Origin of the sequence: Pseudomonas sp. PS01298 (assembly GCF_029959745.1) — a bacterium.
Taxonomy (GTDB): domain Bacteria; phylum Pseudomonadota; class Gammaproteobacteria; order Pseudomonadales; family Pseudomonadaceae; genus Aquipseudomonas; species Aquipseudomonas aylmerensis.
The window spans coordinates 1-15,411 of record NZ_JASCPP010000131.1 but is presented as its reverse complement, the minus strand read 5'-3'; the positions used below and the strand labels follow the sequence as shown (position 1 = coordinate 15,411).

Genomic DNA, 15,411 nt, shown 5'->3' with positions numbered 1-15,411 from the left:
GCTCTGGGCTCTGGGCTCTGGGCTCTCTGGGCTCTCTGGGCTCTCTGGGCTCTCTGGGTCGACTTGGCTTTTGGCCAAGTCGACCCAGACCTCCCCGACGCCACATTCTCGAATGGCAGAGAGATCCTGAGGCTCGGTCAGCAGGAAGCTGCCGCGCCAGAATGGGTGTCGAACCCAAGAGCAGGCGAGCTTGTGGATGTACATGCCGAGACGAAGCTCGGATACGGGAATGCGTTTTACCAACTTATTTTCCTTTCTGAGTTGGGTGGTTAGGCGTGCGCCGAGGCTGGCACCCAGCGGTAGAGCGGAGGTAAGGTCACGCCAAGATTCTTGGATCAGCCGGAACCGCCGAAATTTCCGTCAGCCGATCAACATGGCTTTGTCTCGCGCTCGGTCGATGCGTTCCTGCATCGCCTGCATGACTTCTTCGTGGGTGTACGACTTGGCGTTGGGGTCGTCGGCCTCTCGGAGAGCTTCCTCGACCTCGCGGGTCATCCGCGCATATTCTTCCGGCCACAGCGCTTGCTCCATGCGCAGCGACGCCTGCCCAAGCAGGTGCAGCAGGCCGAACAGCCGCATGTCATTGGTGGCGACGACGTGCTCTCGAATCCGCTCCTGGATCACCTCGCAGGCCCGATGCGCCTCTGGCGTCGCCGTGCCCTCGTAGCCGGCTGGGAGTTCTGCTTCTTCAGCGATTCGCGCCCAAGCGATAGCCAGCGCCTCGATGGTGGACAGGTTCATTTGCTCATCCACTTGCGCAGCAGACGCTTTTTCAGGGAGGCGCGCTCTTGCGGATTGCGTCCCTTGTGGTTGGCAATGCGATCCGCCGTGGCGGCCTGGCGCTTGATGGGCCAGTAGGAGCGGCCATCCTTACCCATCGACCAGACGTTGCTGACCTGGTTTTCCAGTAGAGGCAGATGGGCGCATAGAGCTTCCGGCGACGCGCTGGCCAGCGCGGTGCGCTCGTGAGTTCGCCAGCGCTGATGCCAGAGTTTCTTGTCCTCGCGCTCGCTACGGCAGGTCGTGTGCCCAACGATGGGCGTTTTGCGGCGGCTGCGGCTCATGATGTGGTTGTCTCCAAGAACATTCAGGACAGGCTTTCTGGGTAGAGCGCCGTCAACCGGGACAGGGTTTCTTGCACTTGTTCCAGCGAGGTCATCAGATGATCAACCTGATCCTGAAGATCCACGGCGAGATCAAATAGCTCAGCCACTCGGCTGCGTGATCCCTCGTTGAACGCGGCCATTGCCAGTTGATGCAGCTTCAACAGGTCGGTGCGCAGTTGCGGAGGTGCGCCGTCTGCGCTGTCATTCAAATCGCCGCGCAGCACGTCCACGGCATCGACTGCACGCAGCAGTGCCGTGGTATCGAAATTCTCGGGAGTCAGTTCGTCCCATTCGTCGTCGGTGATGCGGGCTGCCATCAGGAGAGCTCCGATTAAGCGGTTGCGAGCGTTAGATGCCCGATCGGCTCGGCTGCTGGCCGTACCTTGATTTCGATGTCGTAGCCGAGGCGATTCAGACAATCCATCAGCTTGCGTTCGGATAGATTGGTGAAGTCGCCGCGCATCATGCCCGACACCTTCGGTTGCGGGATGCCCATGCGTTTGGCCGCCGCTTGTTGAGTCAGCCCAAGGGCGCGCATGGCCCTCCTGATCTCGACCACCAGGCCGGTCTTGATCTTGAGCTTTTCAGCGTCAGGCAGTCCAAGGTCGGCAAAGACGTTGCCCGAGCTGCGCTGAACCTCGACGCCTTCAATAATTCGTTTTTGCATTTCGTAGCTCCTGTGCCAATACCTCGGCCACCTTCAGCCGAGCGCGGATGATGTCCATGTCGGCCTTTGGCGTGGCGATTCCGCTCTTGCTCTTCTTCTGGAAGCAGTGCAGGACGAACACCGCTTCCGCAAACTTGACCGTGTATACCGCTCGATAGGTGCCGCCGGCATCGTCTTCGACGACCTCCAGCACGCCGGCACCACCGAACCCCTTGAGCACCTTTGCTGCGTCATCCTGATCGCCTATCTGCGCCAACGAGAGCGCGTAACCGAAACGGCGACGCACGTCGGACGGCAACGCCATCAAATCCTTGTGGCTGCTCGCGATCCATTCGAGCGGTTTTTCTTTGTTTGTCATGACGGAATTTTATACCTGTTCAGGTAATGATGTAAACGCGGCAACCTCAAGGAGGTGTCGTAAAACATTTGTTTTGCGACAGGCTGTCAGCCGCCGCTGTGCTATGTCATTTTCAGAAGACGACTGCACCAATCAACGAGACATGAAGCCTGCTGTGCATACGGCTCCTGACAGCCCGATATCAGGACTCCTCTGCACGAAACTCGTCTATGCTCAATACTCGTGTGCACCAAAGCGAGGCGAGCATGGCGACCGATACCGTACCGATTGCCGAGCGCGGCGTAGCCACCCTGTCAGAACAGGCATGGGAGCGTGCTCGCTGCCGCGCGGAGATCATTGGGCCGTTGGCGCAGTCGGAGACGGTCGGGCATGAAGCGGCCGACGCAGCAGCCCAGGCGCTGGGTCTGTCCCGGCGGCAGGTCTACGTCCTGATCCGCCGTGCCCGGCAAGGTTCGGGGCTGGTCACTGATTTGGCTCTTGGACAGTCGAGCGGTGGCAAAGGTAAAGGCCGCTTGCCGGAGTCGGTCGAACGAATCATCCGCGAGCTACTGCAAAAGCGCTTCCTGACCAAGCAGAAGCGCAGCTTGGCGGCGTTCCACCGTGAAGTTGCGCGGGTGTGCAAGCTGCAAAAGCTGCGGATGCCGGCGCGCAACACGGTCGCGTTGCGGATCGCCAGCCTTGATCCACTCAAGACCACTCGACTTCGGGAAGGCCAGGATGCGTCCCGCATCCTGCAAGGTGTTGGCGGTGTTCCTCCGTCAGTCTCCGCACCGCTGGAGCAGGTACAGATCGACCACACAGTCATCGACCTGATCGTGGTGGACGAGCGCGACCGGCAACCGATTGGCCGTCCGTACCTGACCCTCGCCATCGACGTGTTCACCCGCTGCGTGGTTGGCATGGTGGTCACGTTAGAAGCGCCATCTGCCGTCTCGGTCGGCCTGTGCCTCGCACACGCCGGTTGCGACAAGCGCCCTTGGTTGGAAAGGTTGGACGTGGAAATGGACTGGCCGATGAGCGGCAAGCCCGCGCTGCTCTACCTGGACAACGCGGCCGAATTCAAGAGCGAGGCGCTACGCCGTGGCTGCGAGCAGCATGGCATCCGGTTGGACTATCGGCCTCTCGGGCAGCCGCACTATGGCGGCATCGTGGAACGGATCATCGGCACGGCGATGCAAATGATCCACGACGAATTGCCGGGGACGACCTTCTCCAACCCTGACCAGCGCGGGGAATACGCCTCCGAGAAGATGGCCGCCCTGACACTGCGCGAGCTGGAACGCTGGCTCGCATTGGCGGTTGGCACCTATCACGGCTCCGTGCACAACGGCCTGCTCCAACCGCCGGCCGCACGCTGGGCCGAAGCTGTCGCGCGTACCGGCGTTCCAACCGTCATCACTCGCACCACGGCTTTTCTGGTCGATTTCCTGCCCGTCCTCCGCCGCACCCTGACCCGCACTGGCTTCGTCATCGACCACATCCACTACTACGCCGATGCGCTCAAGCCGTGGATAGCTCGGCGCGACCGCCTGCCTGCGTTCCTGATCCGGCGCGACCCACGCGACATCAGCCGCATTTGGGTGCTGGAGCCGGAGGGGCAGCACTATCTGGAAATTCCATACCGTACCTTGTCGCACCCGGCTGTCACCCTCTGGGAACAACGGCAGGCGCTGGCGAAATTGCGGCAGCAAGGGCGCGAACAGGTGGATGAGTCGGCGCTGTTCCGCATGATCGGGCAGATGCGCGAAATCGTGACCACTGCGCAGAAAGCCACGCGCAAGGCGCGGCGCGACGCGGATCGACGCCAGCATCTCAAGTCAACGGAACAACCTGTCAAAACCACGCCACCAGCGGACACGGACATGGCAGACCCGCAGGCGGACAACCAGCCACCTGCCAAACCGTTCGACCAGATTGAGGAGTGGTAGCCGTGGACGAATATCCCATCATCGACCTGTCCCACCTGCTGCCGGCGGCCCAGGGCTTGGCCCGTCTCCCGGCGGACGAGCGCATCCATCGCCTTCGCGCCGACCGCTGGATCGGCTATCCGCGAGCAGTCGAGGCGTTGAACCGGCTGGAAGCCCTGTATACGTGGCCAAACAAACAACGCATGCCCAACCTGCTGTTGGTCGGTCCAACCAACAACGGCAAGTCGATGATCGTCGAGAAGTTCCGCCGCGCCCACCCGGCCAGCTCCGACGCCGACCAGGAGCACATCCCGGTATTGGTCGTGCAGATGCCGTCCGAGCCATCGGTGATCCGCTTCTACGTCGCGCTGCTCGCGGCGATGGGAGCACCATTGCGACCGCGCCCACGGCTGCCGGAAATAGAGCAACTGGCGCTGACACTGCTGCGCAAGCTCGGTGTGCGTTTGCTGGTGATCGACGAGCTGCACAACGTCCTGGCCGGCAACAGCGTCAACCGCCGGGAATTCCTCAACCTGCTGCGCTTCCTCGGCAACGAATTGCGCATCCCGCTGGTCGGTGTGGGCACACGCGACGCCTACCTGGCCATCCGCTCGGATGACCAGTTGGAAAATCGCTTCGAGCCGATGATGCTGCCGGTGTGGGAGGCCAACGACGATTGCTGTTCACTGCTGGCCAGCTTCGCGGCTTCGCTCCCGCTGCGGCGACCTTCGTCGATTGCCACGCTGGACATGGCTCGCTACCTGCTCACGCGCAGCGAGGGCACTATTGGCGAGCTGGCGCACCTATTGATGGCGGCGGCCGTGGCCGCCGTGGAGAGTAGTGAGGAAGCGATCAACCACCGCACGCTCAGCATGGCCGATTACACCGGTCCCAGCGAGCGGCGGCGGCAATTCGAGCGGGAACTGATGTGAAGCCAGCGCCACGCTGGCCACTGCATCCGGCACCCAGGGAAGCCGAAGCCCTGTCTTCGTGGCTCAACCGCGTGGCCCTTTGCTATCACATGGAAGTGTCCGAGCTGCTGGAGCACGATCTTGGTCACGGCCAGGTTGATGACCTGGACACCGCGCCACCACTGGCGCTGCTGGCGATGCTCTCCCAGCGGAGCGGTATCGAGCTGGATCGGCTGCGCTGCATGAGTTTCGCCGGCTGGGTGCCTTGGCTACTGGACAGCCTTGATGATCAGATTCCAGCCGCATTGGAAACCTATGCGTTCCAGCTCTCGGTACTGCTGCCGAGACTCCGCCGTAAGACGCGATCCATCACGAGCTGGCGTGCCTGGCTGCCCACCCAACCGATACACCGCGCCTGTCCGCTCTGCCTGAACGATCCGGAGAACCAAGCCGTACTGCTCGCGTGGAAGCTGCCCCTGATGCTGAGCTGCCCACTGCATGGCTGCTGGCTGGAATCCTATTGGGGCGTGCCAGGGCGGTTTCTCGGCTGGGAGAACGCCGACGCCGAACCGCGCACTGCCAGCGACGCGATTGCGGCGATGGACCAGCGTACCTGGCAGGCACTGACGACCGGCCACGTGGAGTTGCCGCGCCGACGCATCCACGCCGGATTGTGGTTTAGGCTGCTACGCACGCTGCTCGATGAGCTGAACACCCCGCTTTCGACGTGCGGCACCTACGCGGGGTATCTCCGCCAAATCTGGGAATGCTGCGGGCATCCGCTGCGTGCTGGGCAAAGTCTGTGGCGACCGTATGAAACCCTGAACCCGGCAGTACGGTTGCAGATGCTGGAGGCGGCGGCAACGGCAATCAGCTTGATTGAGGTGAGGGATATAAGCCCGCCAGGCGAGCACGCAAAGCTATTCTGGTCCGAGCCCCAAACCGGGTTCACCAGTGGCCTGCCGGCGAAAGCGCCGAAGCCCGAACCCGTCGATCACTGGCAGCGTGCAATCCAGGCCATTGATGAGGCCATCATTGAAGCACGACACAACCCCGAGACGGCACGCTCGCTGTTCGCGTTGGCTTCCTATGGTCGGCGCGACCCCGCTTCCTTGGAACAGTTGCGCGCCACCTTCGCGAAGGAAGGCATCCCCCCGGAATTTCTGTCACATTATGAGCCTAGCCTACCCTTTGCATGCCTTAGACAGAATGACGGGTTAAGTGACAAATTTTGACGTGCAGAGCTTCCCGATGCAAACTGTCACATAATCGAACGTATATGTGACAGGACAAAATATGCAAATTGGCTACATGCGGGTATCCAAGGCTGACGGCACCCAGGGGACGGACTTGCAGCGCGATGCGCTGGTTGCTGCCGGCGTCGATCCGGCCCACCTCTATGATGATCAGGTGTCCGGCAAGCGCGAGGACCGCCCCGGTCTGGTCGCATGCCTCAAAGCGCTACGGCCAGGTGACACGCTGGTGGTCTGGAAGCTCGACCGGCTGGGTCGGGACCTGCGTCACCTCATCAACACCGTGCACGATATGACCGGGCGCGGTGTCGGGCTAAAAGTGCTGACCGGACATGGCGCTGCCATCGACACCACGACGGCAGCTGGCAAGCTGGTCTTTGGCATCTTTGCGGCACTAGCCGAGTTCGAGCGCGAACTGATTGCCGAGCGCACCATTGCCGGCCTGGCGTCGGCGCGGGCGCGCGGTCGAAAGGGCGGGCGTCCGTTCAAGATGACCGCAGCCAAGCTGCGGCTGGCCATGGCCGCGATGGGCCAGCCAGAAACCAAGGTGGGTGACCTGTGTCTGGAGCTTGGAATCACACGGCAGACCCTGTACCGGCACATTTCGCCCAAGGGCGAGTTGCGCCCCGATGGCGAGAAGCTGCTTGCCCGCACGTGACACGATGAGTGCCACCTACGCCATCGGCTTAGAGCCGCTAACACCACCTATCCACGAAGCGTGCGCAGATGATCGCGGCTGCCAACTTCAAAAGCGCTTCGTGGATGTCAAGGCGCCTTTCAAAGCGGATTCGCAGTTTGCCAAAGCCAGCAAACCATCCGTGCGTCCTCTCCACTACCCAGCGATGTTTGCCCAGCCTTTCGCTGCTTTCAATGCCGCGCCTGGCAATGCGGCTGGATATGCCTCGCTGCCTCAGATGGGCACGGCAGCGTTTGTAGTCATAGCCTTTGTCAGCATGCAGCTTCGCTGGTCGCTTGCGAGGTCGACCCTGCAGGCCTGCAACGCCAGGGATCGCATCCAAGCACCGCTCGAACATCATGGAGTCATGTCTGTTCGCCCCGCTGACAAGAACCACCAGCGGGATGCCTCTGGCGTCTACGACGATGTGCCGCTTGGAGCCGAGTTTTCCTCTGTCGGTGGGGTTCGGGCCTGTTTCCTGGCCCCCCGGGGGCTTGGTACCGAAGAGCCATCAATACTGGCCCGGCTCCAATCGATCTGGTCGTGTTCACGCAAACGCATCAGCATGGCCTGGTGCAACCTCTGCCAAACCCCTGCTGCGCTCCAATTCCGAAGTCGCCGCCAGCAAGTCATGCCGCTGCCATAGCCAAGGGATTGTGGGAGGTCTTCCCATGGAATGCCGGTATGCAACACGAACAAGATGCCGTTGAGGGCGGCCTCATCGCTCACTGCGAGCTTGCGTGCGCCACCTTTGGCGGAGGGAGTGAAGGTGGGGATCAGGGGCTGCAACTGCAGCCACAGTTCTTTGCTAACGGGTTGTCTTGCCATGAGGGCATGAAGCATAACTGCTTCATGCGGGTCTCTTGGGCAGTGGTGTTAGCGACTCTTAGAGTGCTTTATTTTCCGTTTTCTGAGACGACCCCACATAGGGCGAAAAGTCGCCGGCCGTGACGGCCAGTGGCAGGACGAGGGCGCTGGCGAGCAGAGCGCCGGTGAGTGCGATTTTCATCGTGTTCTCCTTATATGCCTATGGAGATCAGACGGCGACCACGGGGAAATCCACCGTGGTGTCGGCGATGTGGTTGGTGTAGTTGGTGAGCGTGTTCAGCGCGACGTTGGCGATCACTTCCAGTATCAGGCCGTCGTCGAGCCCCGCGCGGCGGTAGTTGGCCATGGCGTCGGCCGACACCACGCCGCGTTGCTCGACCAGCGCGCGGGCAAAGCCGGCGATTGCATCGTCAAGTGCGTTGGCCGCCTGGCCGGTGCGGGCCGCGGCGATGGCCTCTGCCGACAGTCCGGCACCTTTGCCGATCAGGGTGTGTGCGCTCAGGCAATACTGGCAGCGATTGGCTTGACCGGCAGCGAGCGCAACGATCTCGCGCTGGGAGGCATTCAGGCGGCCGGTGCCCAGCGTTTCGGACAAGCCGAGGTAGCCATTGAGCGCCGCCGGCGCGTGGGCCAGCGTGGCGAACAGGTTCGGCACCATGCCAAGCTTGGCTTTGACGGCCTTGAGTGTGGCAGCGGTAGCGGCGTCAGCGGTGTCGATGGTCAGGGGGGCGATTTGGGTCATGTCTATCTCCGTAGTGGGTGAGGTGCAAGAGCACGTGGGCATGATCGCCCTTTGTTTGGTACGATATGGCACGTAAAGTATCAAATACGTAACCTATCGTCTTATATGGAGAGTGGAATGGCGGATCGACTGGCCGGCTTGCTCCGGCACTACTCGCTTTCGGCGCGCGTTTTTCACAGCGGCGCCTTCTGTGGGCAGCATCATTACGCGGCGCCGCATGGCTATATCCATCTGGTGCGGCGCGGCCCGATTACGGCGCGTTCGCCCGTGCATGAAGATCTGCTGGTTACCGAGCCGAGCCTGCTGTTTTATCCGCGCGTGGCGTCGCATCGTTTTGTCGCCGCCCCCGGCGATACCGCTGAGCTGTTGTGTGCGGAGGTCGACCTGGGCGCTTCGACGGGCAATCCGTTGGCCATGGCCTTGCCGTCGATGCTGCTGATTCCGTTGGCGGACTTGCCCGGCCTCGGGCCGACGCTAGAGTTGCTGTTTGCCGAAGCCGAGCGCGACCAGTGCGGTCGGCAGGCCGCCATCGACCGCTTGTACGAGTTGCTACTGATCCAGTTGCTGCGTTATCTGATGGATGGGCGGCTTGGCGCCACCGGACTGCTGGCGGGCCTGGCCGACCCGAAACTCGCGCGCGCCATAACCGCCATGCACGATGCGCCGCAGACCGCGTGGTCGCTCGAGGCGCTGGCGGCGAAGGCGGGCATGTCACGCGCGCGCTTCGCCGCCGCGTTCAAGGACGCGGTGGGCGTCACGCCGGGCGACTATCTGGCCGACTGGCGGATGAACGTCAGTTGCACCCTGCTCAAGCAGGGGCGGCCGGTGGCGGTGGTGGCCGACCGCGTCGGCTACGGCAGCCCGAACGCTCTGGCGCGCGCCTTCCGCGTGCGCATGGGCTGCGCCCCGCGCGACTGGCTGGCGCAGCAGCGCGGTGACGCGGCGCTCAGCGGTTCGTGAGTTTGAGTTCGATTCGCCGGTTCTTGGCGTAGGCGGCGCCGGTGTTGCGCTCGTCGAGCGGGTGAAATTCGCATCACGCCGGAACAACTGGCGGAACTCCAGGTGGCGATCCGTCAACGGCTGGTCAGTCTGTTCGTGCGGCGCGGCCGGCTGGACAAGGCTGAGTCAGTGGCGCAGGTAGCTGGATGACGCTGTCCCGCCCTGAGCCGACGCTCACAGGCGGGGATTTCCAGTGTCGTCATTGTCGGCTATTGGCCGGCAGCAGCCCGTCGTTGCCTGATGGATCCAACCCCTCCGCTGCTATAGTGCAGTCGGCTTCTGACGTTCAGTGCAGCCGTCTTCTGAAAACGACATGCTACCTGTGCAACACCCCCTCAAAAATGTACGGAAAACTCTATCGCTATTCACTATTATGCGGAAACCTGTTTTTGATGGTTATCCGCCTATGTTGGTTGGCTACATGCGCGTGTCGTCGGACTCCGACCGCCAGAGCACGGACTTGCAGCGCGACGCGCTGCTCGCCGCCGGCGTCGATCCGCGTCACCTGTTTGAGGATCGTGCCTCTGGCGCGAAGGATGACCGTGCCGGCTTGGCGCGGGCGCTTGAGTTCGTTCGAGCCGGCGATGTGCTGGTGGTGTGGAAACTCGACCGGCTCGGTCGCTCGCTGTCGCACCTGCTCGCCATTGTGACTTCGCTCAAGGACAAGCGGGTGGCGTTCCGCTCGCTGACAGAGAACCTGGACACTACGACGCCCTCGGGCGAATTCCTGTTCCAGGTGTTCGGTGCGCTCGCGCAGTACGAGCGCGCCTTGATTCAGGAGCGCGTCGTCGCGGGCTTGGCCGCCGCACGCAAACGCGGCCGGATCGGCGGCCGGCCGCAGGCGATCACTGGTGAGAAGCTGGACGCCATCGTCGCCGCGCTCGATGGCGGCATGTCTAAGGCGGCGGTGTGCCGCAACTTCAATGTCAAGCGCACTACGTTGATCGAAACATTGACGCGAGCAGGTTGGCGTGGTGCGGGAAGGACGGTCGATGAGCAACAAGAATAAGCTACTCACCGTCTTTTCTGACGCAGAGCAGGAAGCCTTGTACGGCCTACCGGACTTCGACGATGCTCAGCGGCTGGAATACCTGGCGTTGGCCGAATCTGAACTGGCGTTCGCCAGCAGCCGGCCTAGCCTGCAGGCCCAAGTCTATTGCGTCTTGCAGATCGGCTACTTCAAGGCCAAGCATGCTTTCTTCCGCTTCGATTGGCATGAGGTCGAGGACGATTGCGCCTTCGTGCTGAGTCGCTATTTCCACGGCGAAGCGTTCGAACGCAAGGCGATCACCAAGCATGAGCACTACAGCCAGAGGGGTCAGATCGCCGAACTGTTCGGCTACCGGTCGTGGGCGGCTAGCTTCCTGCCGCAACTGGCACAGCAGGCTGAACAGATCGTGCGGCGCGACGTAATGCCAGGATTCGTGGCCGCCGAACTGATCGTTTGGCTCAGCGAGCACAAAATCATCCGGCCCGGCCACACCACCTTACAAGAGCTGGTCAGTGAAGCCCTGTCCACCGAACGCAGGCGCTTGGGCGGCTTGCTGGCAGAAGTGTTGGACGAATCGGCCAAAGCTGCGCTGGGCCAGCTCCTGGTGCGTGACGACACCCTGTCTCAACTGGCAGCGCTCAAGCAGGACGCTAAAGATTTCGGCTGGCGTCAGATGGCAGGGGAGCGCGAGAAGCGCGCCACGCTGAAGTCCTTGCACGGGATCGCCAAGGCGCTGCTGCCCAAGCTCGGCATCTCGCAGCAGAACCTGCTGTACTACGCGAGCCTGGCGAACTTCTATACCGTCCATGACCTGCGCCACCTGAAGGCGGAGCAGACCCGGCTCTACCTGCTGTGCTATGCCTGGGTACGTTACCGGCAGCTCACCGACAACCTGGTCGACGCGATGGCCTTCCACATGAAAAAACTTGAGGACGAGAGCCGCACGGGTGCGAAACAGTCCTTTGTCGCCGAACAGCTGCGACGCCATCAGGAAACGCCGCAGGTTGGCCGCCTGCTGTCGCTGTACGTGGACGACAGCGTGGCCGATCCGACGCCGTTCGGCGAGGTGCGCCAACGCGCCTACAAAATCATGTCCAGGGAATTGCTGCAAAACACGGCGCAGCGCATGAGCGTCAAGCCACTGAACAAACTGGCGCTGCACTGGCAGGCGGTGGACGGCCTGGCCGAACGCATTCGACGCCATCTACGGCCGCTGTACGTCGCGCTCGACTTCGCCGGCACGGCCCCCGATAACCCATGGCTCGCGGCGCTGACTTGGGCCAAGAGCGTGTTCGCCAAGCAGCAGCGCCTATCACAACGGCCACTCGACGAATGTCCGGCGGCAACGCTGCCGAAACGCTTGCGTCCGTACCTGCTAATGTTCGATGCCGAAGGCACGCCGACAGGCCTGCATGCCGATCGTTACGAATTCTGGCTTTACCGTCAGGTCAGGAAACGCTTCCAGGCGGGCGAGCTCTACATTGACGATAGCTTGCAGCACCGGCATTTGTCCGACGAGTTGGTTTCGATGGACGAGAAAGCCGCCGTGCTCGCGCAGATGGACATCCCCTTCCTGCGGCAGCCGGTCAGTGCCCAGCTCGATGCACTGGCGACCGAGTTGCGTGCGCAATGGGTGGCGTTCAATCGCGAGCTGAAACAGGGCAAGCTGACGCACCTGGAATACGACAAGGACACGCAGAGACTGACCTGGCGCAAGCCCAAGGGGGAGAACCAGAAGGCGCGCGAGCAAGCTCTCTACGAGCAACTGCCATACTGCGATGTCGCCGACGTGTTTCGCTTCGTCAACGGCCAGTGCCAGTTCCTGTCGGCGCTGACACCATTGCAGCCACGCTATGCGAAGAAGGTAGCCGACGCCGACAGTCTGATGGCGGTGATCATTGCCCAAGCCATGAACCACGGCAACCAGGTTATGGCACGTACCAGCGACATCCCGTACCACGTCCTGGAGAGTACCTACCAGCAGTACCTGCGCCAGGCGACGCTACATGTGGCCAACGATTGCATCAGCAACGCCATCGCCGCACTGCCGATCTTCCCGCATTACTCGTTCGACCTCGATTCGTTGTACGGTGCCGTTGATGGGCAGAAATTCGGCGTCGAGCGACCAACTGTGAAGGCGCGCTACTCGCGCAAATATTTCGGCCGCGGCAAGGGCGTCGTCGCCTACACGCTGCTGTGCAATCACGTGCCGTTGAACGGCTACCTGATAGGCGCACACGAGTACGAGGCTCACCACGTGTTCGACATCTGGTACCGCAACACGTCGGACATCGTGCCGAGCGCGATCACCGGCGACATGCACAGCATCAACAAGGCCAACTTCGCCATCCTGCACTGGTTCGGACTTCGTTTCGAGCCGCGCTTCACCGACCTCGACGACCAGTTGCAGGAGCTGTATTGCGCCGATGATCTGGCATTGTACGAGAAATGCCTGATCCGGCCGGCTGGCCAGATCGACCGGCAACTCATCGTCGGTGAGAAGGCGAACATCGACCGAATCGTCGCCACACTGGGCCTGAAGGAAATGACGCAGGGCACGCTGATCCGCAAGCTGTGCACCTATACGGCGCCGAACCCGACGCGGCGCGCAATCTTCGAGTTCGACAAGCTCATCCGCAGTATCTACACACTGCGCTACCTGCGCGACCCGCAACTGGAGCGTAATGTTCACCGCTCGCAGAACCGCATTGAGTCCTATCACCAGCTACGCTCGACCATCGCCCAAGTCGGTGGGAAGAAGGAATTGACCGGCCGCACCGACATCGAAATCGAGATCAGCAACCAGTGCGCCAGGCTGATCGGCAACGCGATCATCTTCTACAACTCGGCGATCCTGTCCCTGCTGCTGACGAAGTACGAGGCAGCTGGCAATGCCAAGGCGCTGGCGTTGATCACGCAGATGTCGCCAGCGGCCTGGCGGCACATCCTGCTGAACGGGCATTACACCTTCCAGACTGACGGCAAGTTCATCGACCTGGATGCGCTCGTGGCGGGACTGGAGCTGGGCTGACGGAAATTTCTGGGATTCCGGCGTACAACCCCGCTAAGGGAGAATACTGTAGCGAGTCACCTACCAGACCTTCACGTGCGTGGCTTAGCAGGGACGAGATGTCAGGCGCTCATCTCGCGGGGGGCGTCGATCGCCGGAGACGGCTTACCAATTAAGTAGATAGTTTAAAGCTGCCGACCTCCGAACGAGAGTCAGCAACGGCCGCACCGCCATCATTGGGCGGTCAAGGGGTCTCTTCAACGAGCGACGTGCCGCTACTTGGGGGCTGAAGCCCATATCCAACGGCATGCAAAATGCGGCGGCCAACACTGTCAGTCGCCGCTCTGAAATCAGGCCTCGGCCTGGTCAGGAATGTCGCTCACTACCTCAGTCAGCTCCAGCGTGTCGATATTGTAGAAGAAGCCGTAAACCTCGACGTTCGCCGGCACCCCCGGATTTGCTCGAACAACTCCAACATCGTATTTGAGCGAGGTCTCGAAATCCGAAATGCAGATGCTGTCATGGTCAAACGCCGAGGAAATATCGCTGCCGTGTTCATGTTTGAACGCGTCAATGATGCCTTCATTGGTGAACGACGTCGCACCACAGAATGAGTGGTGCACAACCACGACCCTTTTGATGCCGAAGAGATGGACCATCGTCGCAATTGACTGCACACCTGCGACTGCACGACCACCAGCGACAGACACGGGGAATAATGTCGTCGTATGTCCTACCCGATTTCCAGCTTCATCGAGAACGTTTTCGCCCGGGTAGACCTCGCCAAAATGCTTGGCAACAACGGCCGGTATTTCCGAAGCACGTGGATCGAAGCAGTGGATGACGATGGTATTGAGACTCACCGCCTTGGCGAAGAGCGGGCGGAACTCCGCTTCGTTGTACCAAGGCTGTGCTTTGAACGAGAAATCATTGAAGTTGGGCATTTTGTGTCTCCAGCGCTCTTGAATATTTTGTAACTGGGCCAAGCCAGTCAGCAAAAAGTACACAGATCTGTCTACCTTTTCAAGAAAAAAGTAGACAGATCTGTGTACCCTTGGTAGGGTGCAAGCTGGAGAATTTCTATGACGAATTTTGCTTCTAGTTTCAAAGACCTTCGCTTTGAGGACATTGCATCTCTCAAGCCCCGGGATCGTATATTAAAGACGGCAATCGTCCTCTTTAATGAACGCGGTGTGCACACTGTCGGAATTGATCGAATTATTGCTGAGAGTGGTGTGTCGAAGAGAACCTTCTATAACTACTTCCCTTCCAAGGCGGAACTTATTGCCGCCTACTTGGATTTTTGGCATTGGCTTCGATTTACGAACCTTGACAAATACGCGGCGCGAGTTGGCGGTAATCCAAAAGCCGAACTATTGGCGATTTTTGATTTCCTGGAGTACTGGTTTTCAGAACAAGATTTTAGAGGCTGTGCATTTGCTCGTGGTCTGAATGACTTTAATGATGACACTTCAAAAATTCTGCGTGCCAAAGTCAGTGCACACTTCGACGAATGGGCTAGTTTCATTATGACTCGGTTATCCCAGCTCGTGGAGCCTGAAAAGGCGGACATTATACTCCCGCAGCTTCTAAGCCTTATTACCGGAACAACCGTAGTTGCCCACGCCTCAGGCAATGTAAAAATCGCGCAACTAAACAAGCAAATAGCCGAAATATTATTAACTACCGGAGCGGGTTAATTTCCAGGACTGTACCGTTCCTCGGCGGCCTCTTGATCCCATTGTGTTTTTTGCAGGTTCTTCTAACGAATAGCTTGCAGCGCCACGACAAGTACTGTACGACTCGACATACCCAACCGACTCAAAAAAAGACACCTAGGTTTTGTACGAAAAGTCGTTGTGGCTAAAATTGCCGCCATGACCGGTTGGAGGCCCGTATGGCAAGGCGTTACGAACTTTCTGATGCGTCATGGGAGCTGATCAAGGATTTGGTTTCTCCAGAA

18 protein-coding genes are annotated in these 15,411 nt (G+C 60.6%); 8 read left to right on the top strand and 10 right to left on the bottom strand.

Features of this window, described 5'->3' with window-relative positions; all coding sequences use genetic code 11:
- From QMX97_RS28435 to QMX97_RS28410, 6 genes are all read right to left on the bottom strand, one after another.
- Positions 1-204, bottom strand: a 204-nt coding sequence (locus QMX97_RS28435; RefSeq protein ID WP_282398000.1) for a DUF3391 domain-containing protein, incomplete at its 3' end; no start/stop codon positions are given.
- A 156-nt stretch (positions 205-360) separates the two neighbouring features.
- Positions 361-741, bottom strand: a complete 381-nt coding sequence (locus tag QMX97_RS28430) for a hypothetical protein (protein WP_001054412.1) — start codon at positions 739-741, stop codon at positions 361-363.
- Complete coding sequence (locus QMX97_RS28425) at positions 738-1,064, bottom strand: hypothetical protein (RefSeq protein WP_000091614.1); 327 nt, start codon at positions 1,062-1,064, stop codon at positions 738-740. Before QMX97_RS28425 ends, QMX97_RS28430 begins: the two co-directional genes overlap by 4 nt.
- Positions 1,065-1,087: 23 nt before the next feature.
- A complete protein-coding gene (locus tag QMX97_RS28420; RefSeq protein ID WP_000741275.1) occupies positions 1,088-1,423 on the bottom strand; it encodes a hypothetical protein in 336 nt (111 codons plus the stop codon).
- 14 nt (positions 1,424-1,437) lie between these two features.
- The gene (locus tag QMX97_RS28415) at positions 1,438-1,773 is read right to left on the bottom strand and encodes a helix-turn-helix transcriptional regulator (RefSeq protein WP_001172026.1); all 336 of its coding nucleotides are present in this window, start codon (positions 1,771-1,773) and stop codon (positions 1,438-1,440) included.
- Positions 1,754-2,131 carry a type II toxin-antitoxin system RelE/ParE family toxin gene (locus QMX97_RS28410; protein WP_033955292.1) on the bottom strand — a complete coding sequence of 126 codons (378 nt, stop codon included), beginning with the start codon at positions 2,129-2,131 and terminating at the stop codon, positions 1,754-1,756. The genes QMX97_RS28415 and QMX97_RS28410 overlap by 20 nt, the downstream gene beginning before the upstream one ends.
- A 245-nt stretch (positions 2,132-2,376) precedes the next feature.
- Here QMX97_RS28410 and QMX97_RS28405 point away from each other — a divergent pair, with 245 nt between their 5' ends.
- From QMX97_RS28405 to QMX97_RS28390, 4 genes are all read left to right on the top strand, one after another.
- A complete protein-coding gene (locus tag QMX97_RS28405; protein ID WP_282397999.1) occupies positions 2,377-4,059 on the top strand; it encodes a transposase family protein in 1,683 nt (560 codons plus the stop codon).
- Positions 4,060-4,061: 2 nt separating this feature from the next.
- Positions 4,062-4,970, top strand: coding sequence for a TniB family NTP-binding protein (locus QMX97_RS28400; protein WP_011494285.1), 909 nt, complete (start codon positions 4,062-4,064; stop codon positions 4,968-4,970).
- Positions 4,967-6,184, top strand: a complete 1,218-nt coding sequence (locus QMX97_RS28395) for a TniQ family protein (protein ID WP_009288528.1) — start codon at positions 4,967-4,969, stop codon at positions 6,182-6,184. The genes QMX97_RS28400 and QMX97_RS28395 overlap by 4 nt, the downstream gene beginning before the upstream one ends.
- Positions 6,185-6,245: 61 nt before the next feature.
- Positions 6,246-6,860: a recombinase family protein gene (locus tag QMX97_RS28390; RefSeq protein WP_047306878.1), complete on the top strand. Its 615-nt coding sequence runs from the start codon at positions 6,246-6,248 to the stop codon at positions 6,858-6,860.
- A gap of 37 nt (positions 6,861-6,897) precedes the next feature.
- Here the strand turns inward: QMX97_RS28390 and QMX97_RS28385 are convergent.
- From QMX97_RS28385 to QMX97_RS28375, 3 genes are all read right to left on the bottom strand, one after another.
- Positions 6,898-7,706 (bottom strand): IS5 family transposase gene (locus tag QMX97_RS28385; protein ID WP_099421609.1). Its coding sequence is split into 2 segments (ribosomal slippage): positions 6,898-7,376 and positions 7,376-7,706, totalling 810 coding nucleotides; the frame shifts between segments, so codons are not numbered across the junction.
- Positions 7,707-7,764: 58 nt separating this feature from the next.
- Positions 7,765-7,887 (bottom strand): hypothetical protein, encoded by a 123-nt coding sequence (locus QMX97_RS28380; RefSeq protein ID WP_256213827.1) that lies wholly within the window; start codon positions 7,885-7,887, stop codon positions 7,765-7,767.
- Positions 7,888-7,914: 27 nt separating this feature from the next.
- Entirely contained in the window at positions 7,915-8,448 is a 534-nt protein-coding gene (locus tag QMX97_RS28375; RefSeq protein WP_020309197.1) for a carboxymuconolactone decarboxylase family protein, read from the bottom strand.
- 117 nt (positions 8,449-8,565) lie between these two features.
- Between QMX97_RS28375 and QMX97_RS28370 the strand changes: the two genes are divergently transcribed.
- The 3 genes from QMX97_RS28370 (at position 8,566) to QMX97_RS28360 (ending at position 13,469) form a co-directional block, all read left to right on the top strand.
- Positions 8,566-9,408 carry an AraC family transcriptional regulator gene (locus QMX97_RS28370; protein WP_047306875.1) on the top strand — a complete coding sequence of 281 codons (843 nt, stop codon included), beginning with the start codon at positions 8,566-8,568 and terminating at the stop codon, positions 9,406-9,408.
- Between the two features lie 445 nt (positions 9,409-9,853).
- The gene (locus tag QMX97_RS28365; protein ID WP_010465829.1) at positions 9,854-10,456 is read left to right on the top strand and encodes a recombinase family protein; all 603 of its coding nucleotides are present in this window, start codon (positions 9,854-9,856) and stop codon (positions 10,454-10,456) included.
- Entirely contained in the window at positions 10,440-13,469 is a 3,030-nt protein-coding gene (locus tag QMX97_RS28360) for a Tn3 family transposase (protein ID WP_024015041.1), read from the top strand. Before QMX97_RS28365 ends, QMX97_RS28360 begins: the two co-directional genes overlap by 17 nt.
- 329 nt (positions 13,470-13,798) lie before the next feature.
- Here the strand turns inward: QMX97_RS28360 and QMX97_RS28355 are convergent, their stop codons facing one another.
- Complete coding sequence (locus QMX97_RS28355; RefSeq protein WP_282365100.1) at positions 13,799-14,392, bottom strand: carbonic anhydrase; 594 nt, start codon at positions 14,390-14,392, stop codon at positions 13,799-13,801.
- A 138-nt stretch (positions 14,393-14,530) separates the two neighbouring features.
- On the opposite strand from QMX97_RS28355, the gene QMX97_RS28350 reads away from it, so the two are divergent.
- Positions 14,531-15,148 carry a TetR/AcrR family transcriptional regulator gene (locus QMX97_RS28350; RefSeq protein WP_282365099.1) on the top strand — a complete coding sequence of 206 codons (618 nt, stop codon included), beginning with the start codon at positions 14,531-14,533 and terminating at the stop codon, positions 15,146-15,148.
- The last annotated feature ends 263 nt before the right edge of the window (positions 15,149-15,411 follow it).

Excerpts from the sequence above, each read along its gene's own strand:
- QMX97_RS28430 (WP_001054412.1), bottom strand. The coding sequence starts at position 741 with ATGAACCTGTCCACCATCGAGGCGCTGGCTATCGCTTGGGCGCGAATC.
- QMX97_RS28425 (WP_000091614.1), bottom strand. The coding sequence starts at position 1,064 with ATGAGCCGCAGCCGCCGCAAAACGCCCATCGTTGGGCACACGACCTGC.
- QMX97_RS28420 (WP_000741275.1), bottom strand. The coding sequence starts at position 1,423 with ATGGCAGCCCGCATCACCGACGACGAATGGGACGAACTGACTCCCGAG.
- QMX97_RS28415 (WP_001172026.1), bottom strand. The coding sequence starts at position 1,773 with ATGCAAAAACGAATTATTGAAGGCGTCGAGGTTCAGCGCAGCTCGGGC.
- QMX97_RS28410 (WP_033955292.1), bottom strand. The coding sequence starts at position 2,131 with ATGACAAACAAAGAAAAACCGCTCGAATGGATCGCGAGCAGCCACAAG.
- QMX97_RS28405 (WP_282397999.1), top strand. The coding sequence starts at position 2,377 with ATGGCGACCGATACCGTACCGATTGCCGAGCGCGGCGTAGCCACCCTG.
- QMX97_RS28390 (WP_047306878.1), top strand. The coding sequence starts at position 6,246 with ATGCAAATTGGCTACATGCGGGTATCCAAGGCTGACGGCACCCAGGGG.
- QMX97_RS28380 (WP_256213827.1), bottom strand. The coding sequence starts at position 7,887 with ATGAAAATCGCACTCACCGGCGCTCTGCTCGCCAGCGCCCTCGTCCTG.
- QMX97_RS28375 (WP_020309197.1), bottom strand. The coding sequence starts at position 8,448 with ATGACCCAAATCGCCCCCCTGACCATCGACACCGCTGACGCCGCTACC.
- QMX97_RS28370 (WP_047306875.1), top strand. The coding sequence starts at position 8,566 with ATGGCGGATCGACTGGCCGGCTTGCTCCGGCACTACTCGCTTTCGGCG.
- QMX97_RS28365 (WP_010465829.1), top strand. The coding sequence starts at position 9,854 with ATGTTGGTTGGCTACATGCGCGTGTCGTCGGACTCCGACCGCCAGAGC.
- QMX97_RS28360 (WP_024015041.1), top strand. The coding sequence starts at position 10,440 with ATGAGCAACAAGAATAAGCTACTCACCGTCTTTTCTGACGCAGAGCAG.
- QMX97_RS28355 (WP_282365100.1), bottom strand. The coding sequence starts at position 14,392 with ATGCCCAACTTCAATGATTTCTCGTTCAAAGCACAGCCTTGGTACAAC.
- QMX97_RS28350 (WP_282365099.1), top strand. The coding sequence starts at position 14,531 with ATGACGAATTTTGCTTCTAGTTTCAAAGACCTTCGCTTTGAGGACATT.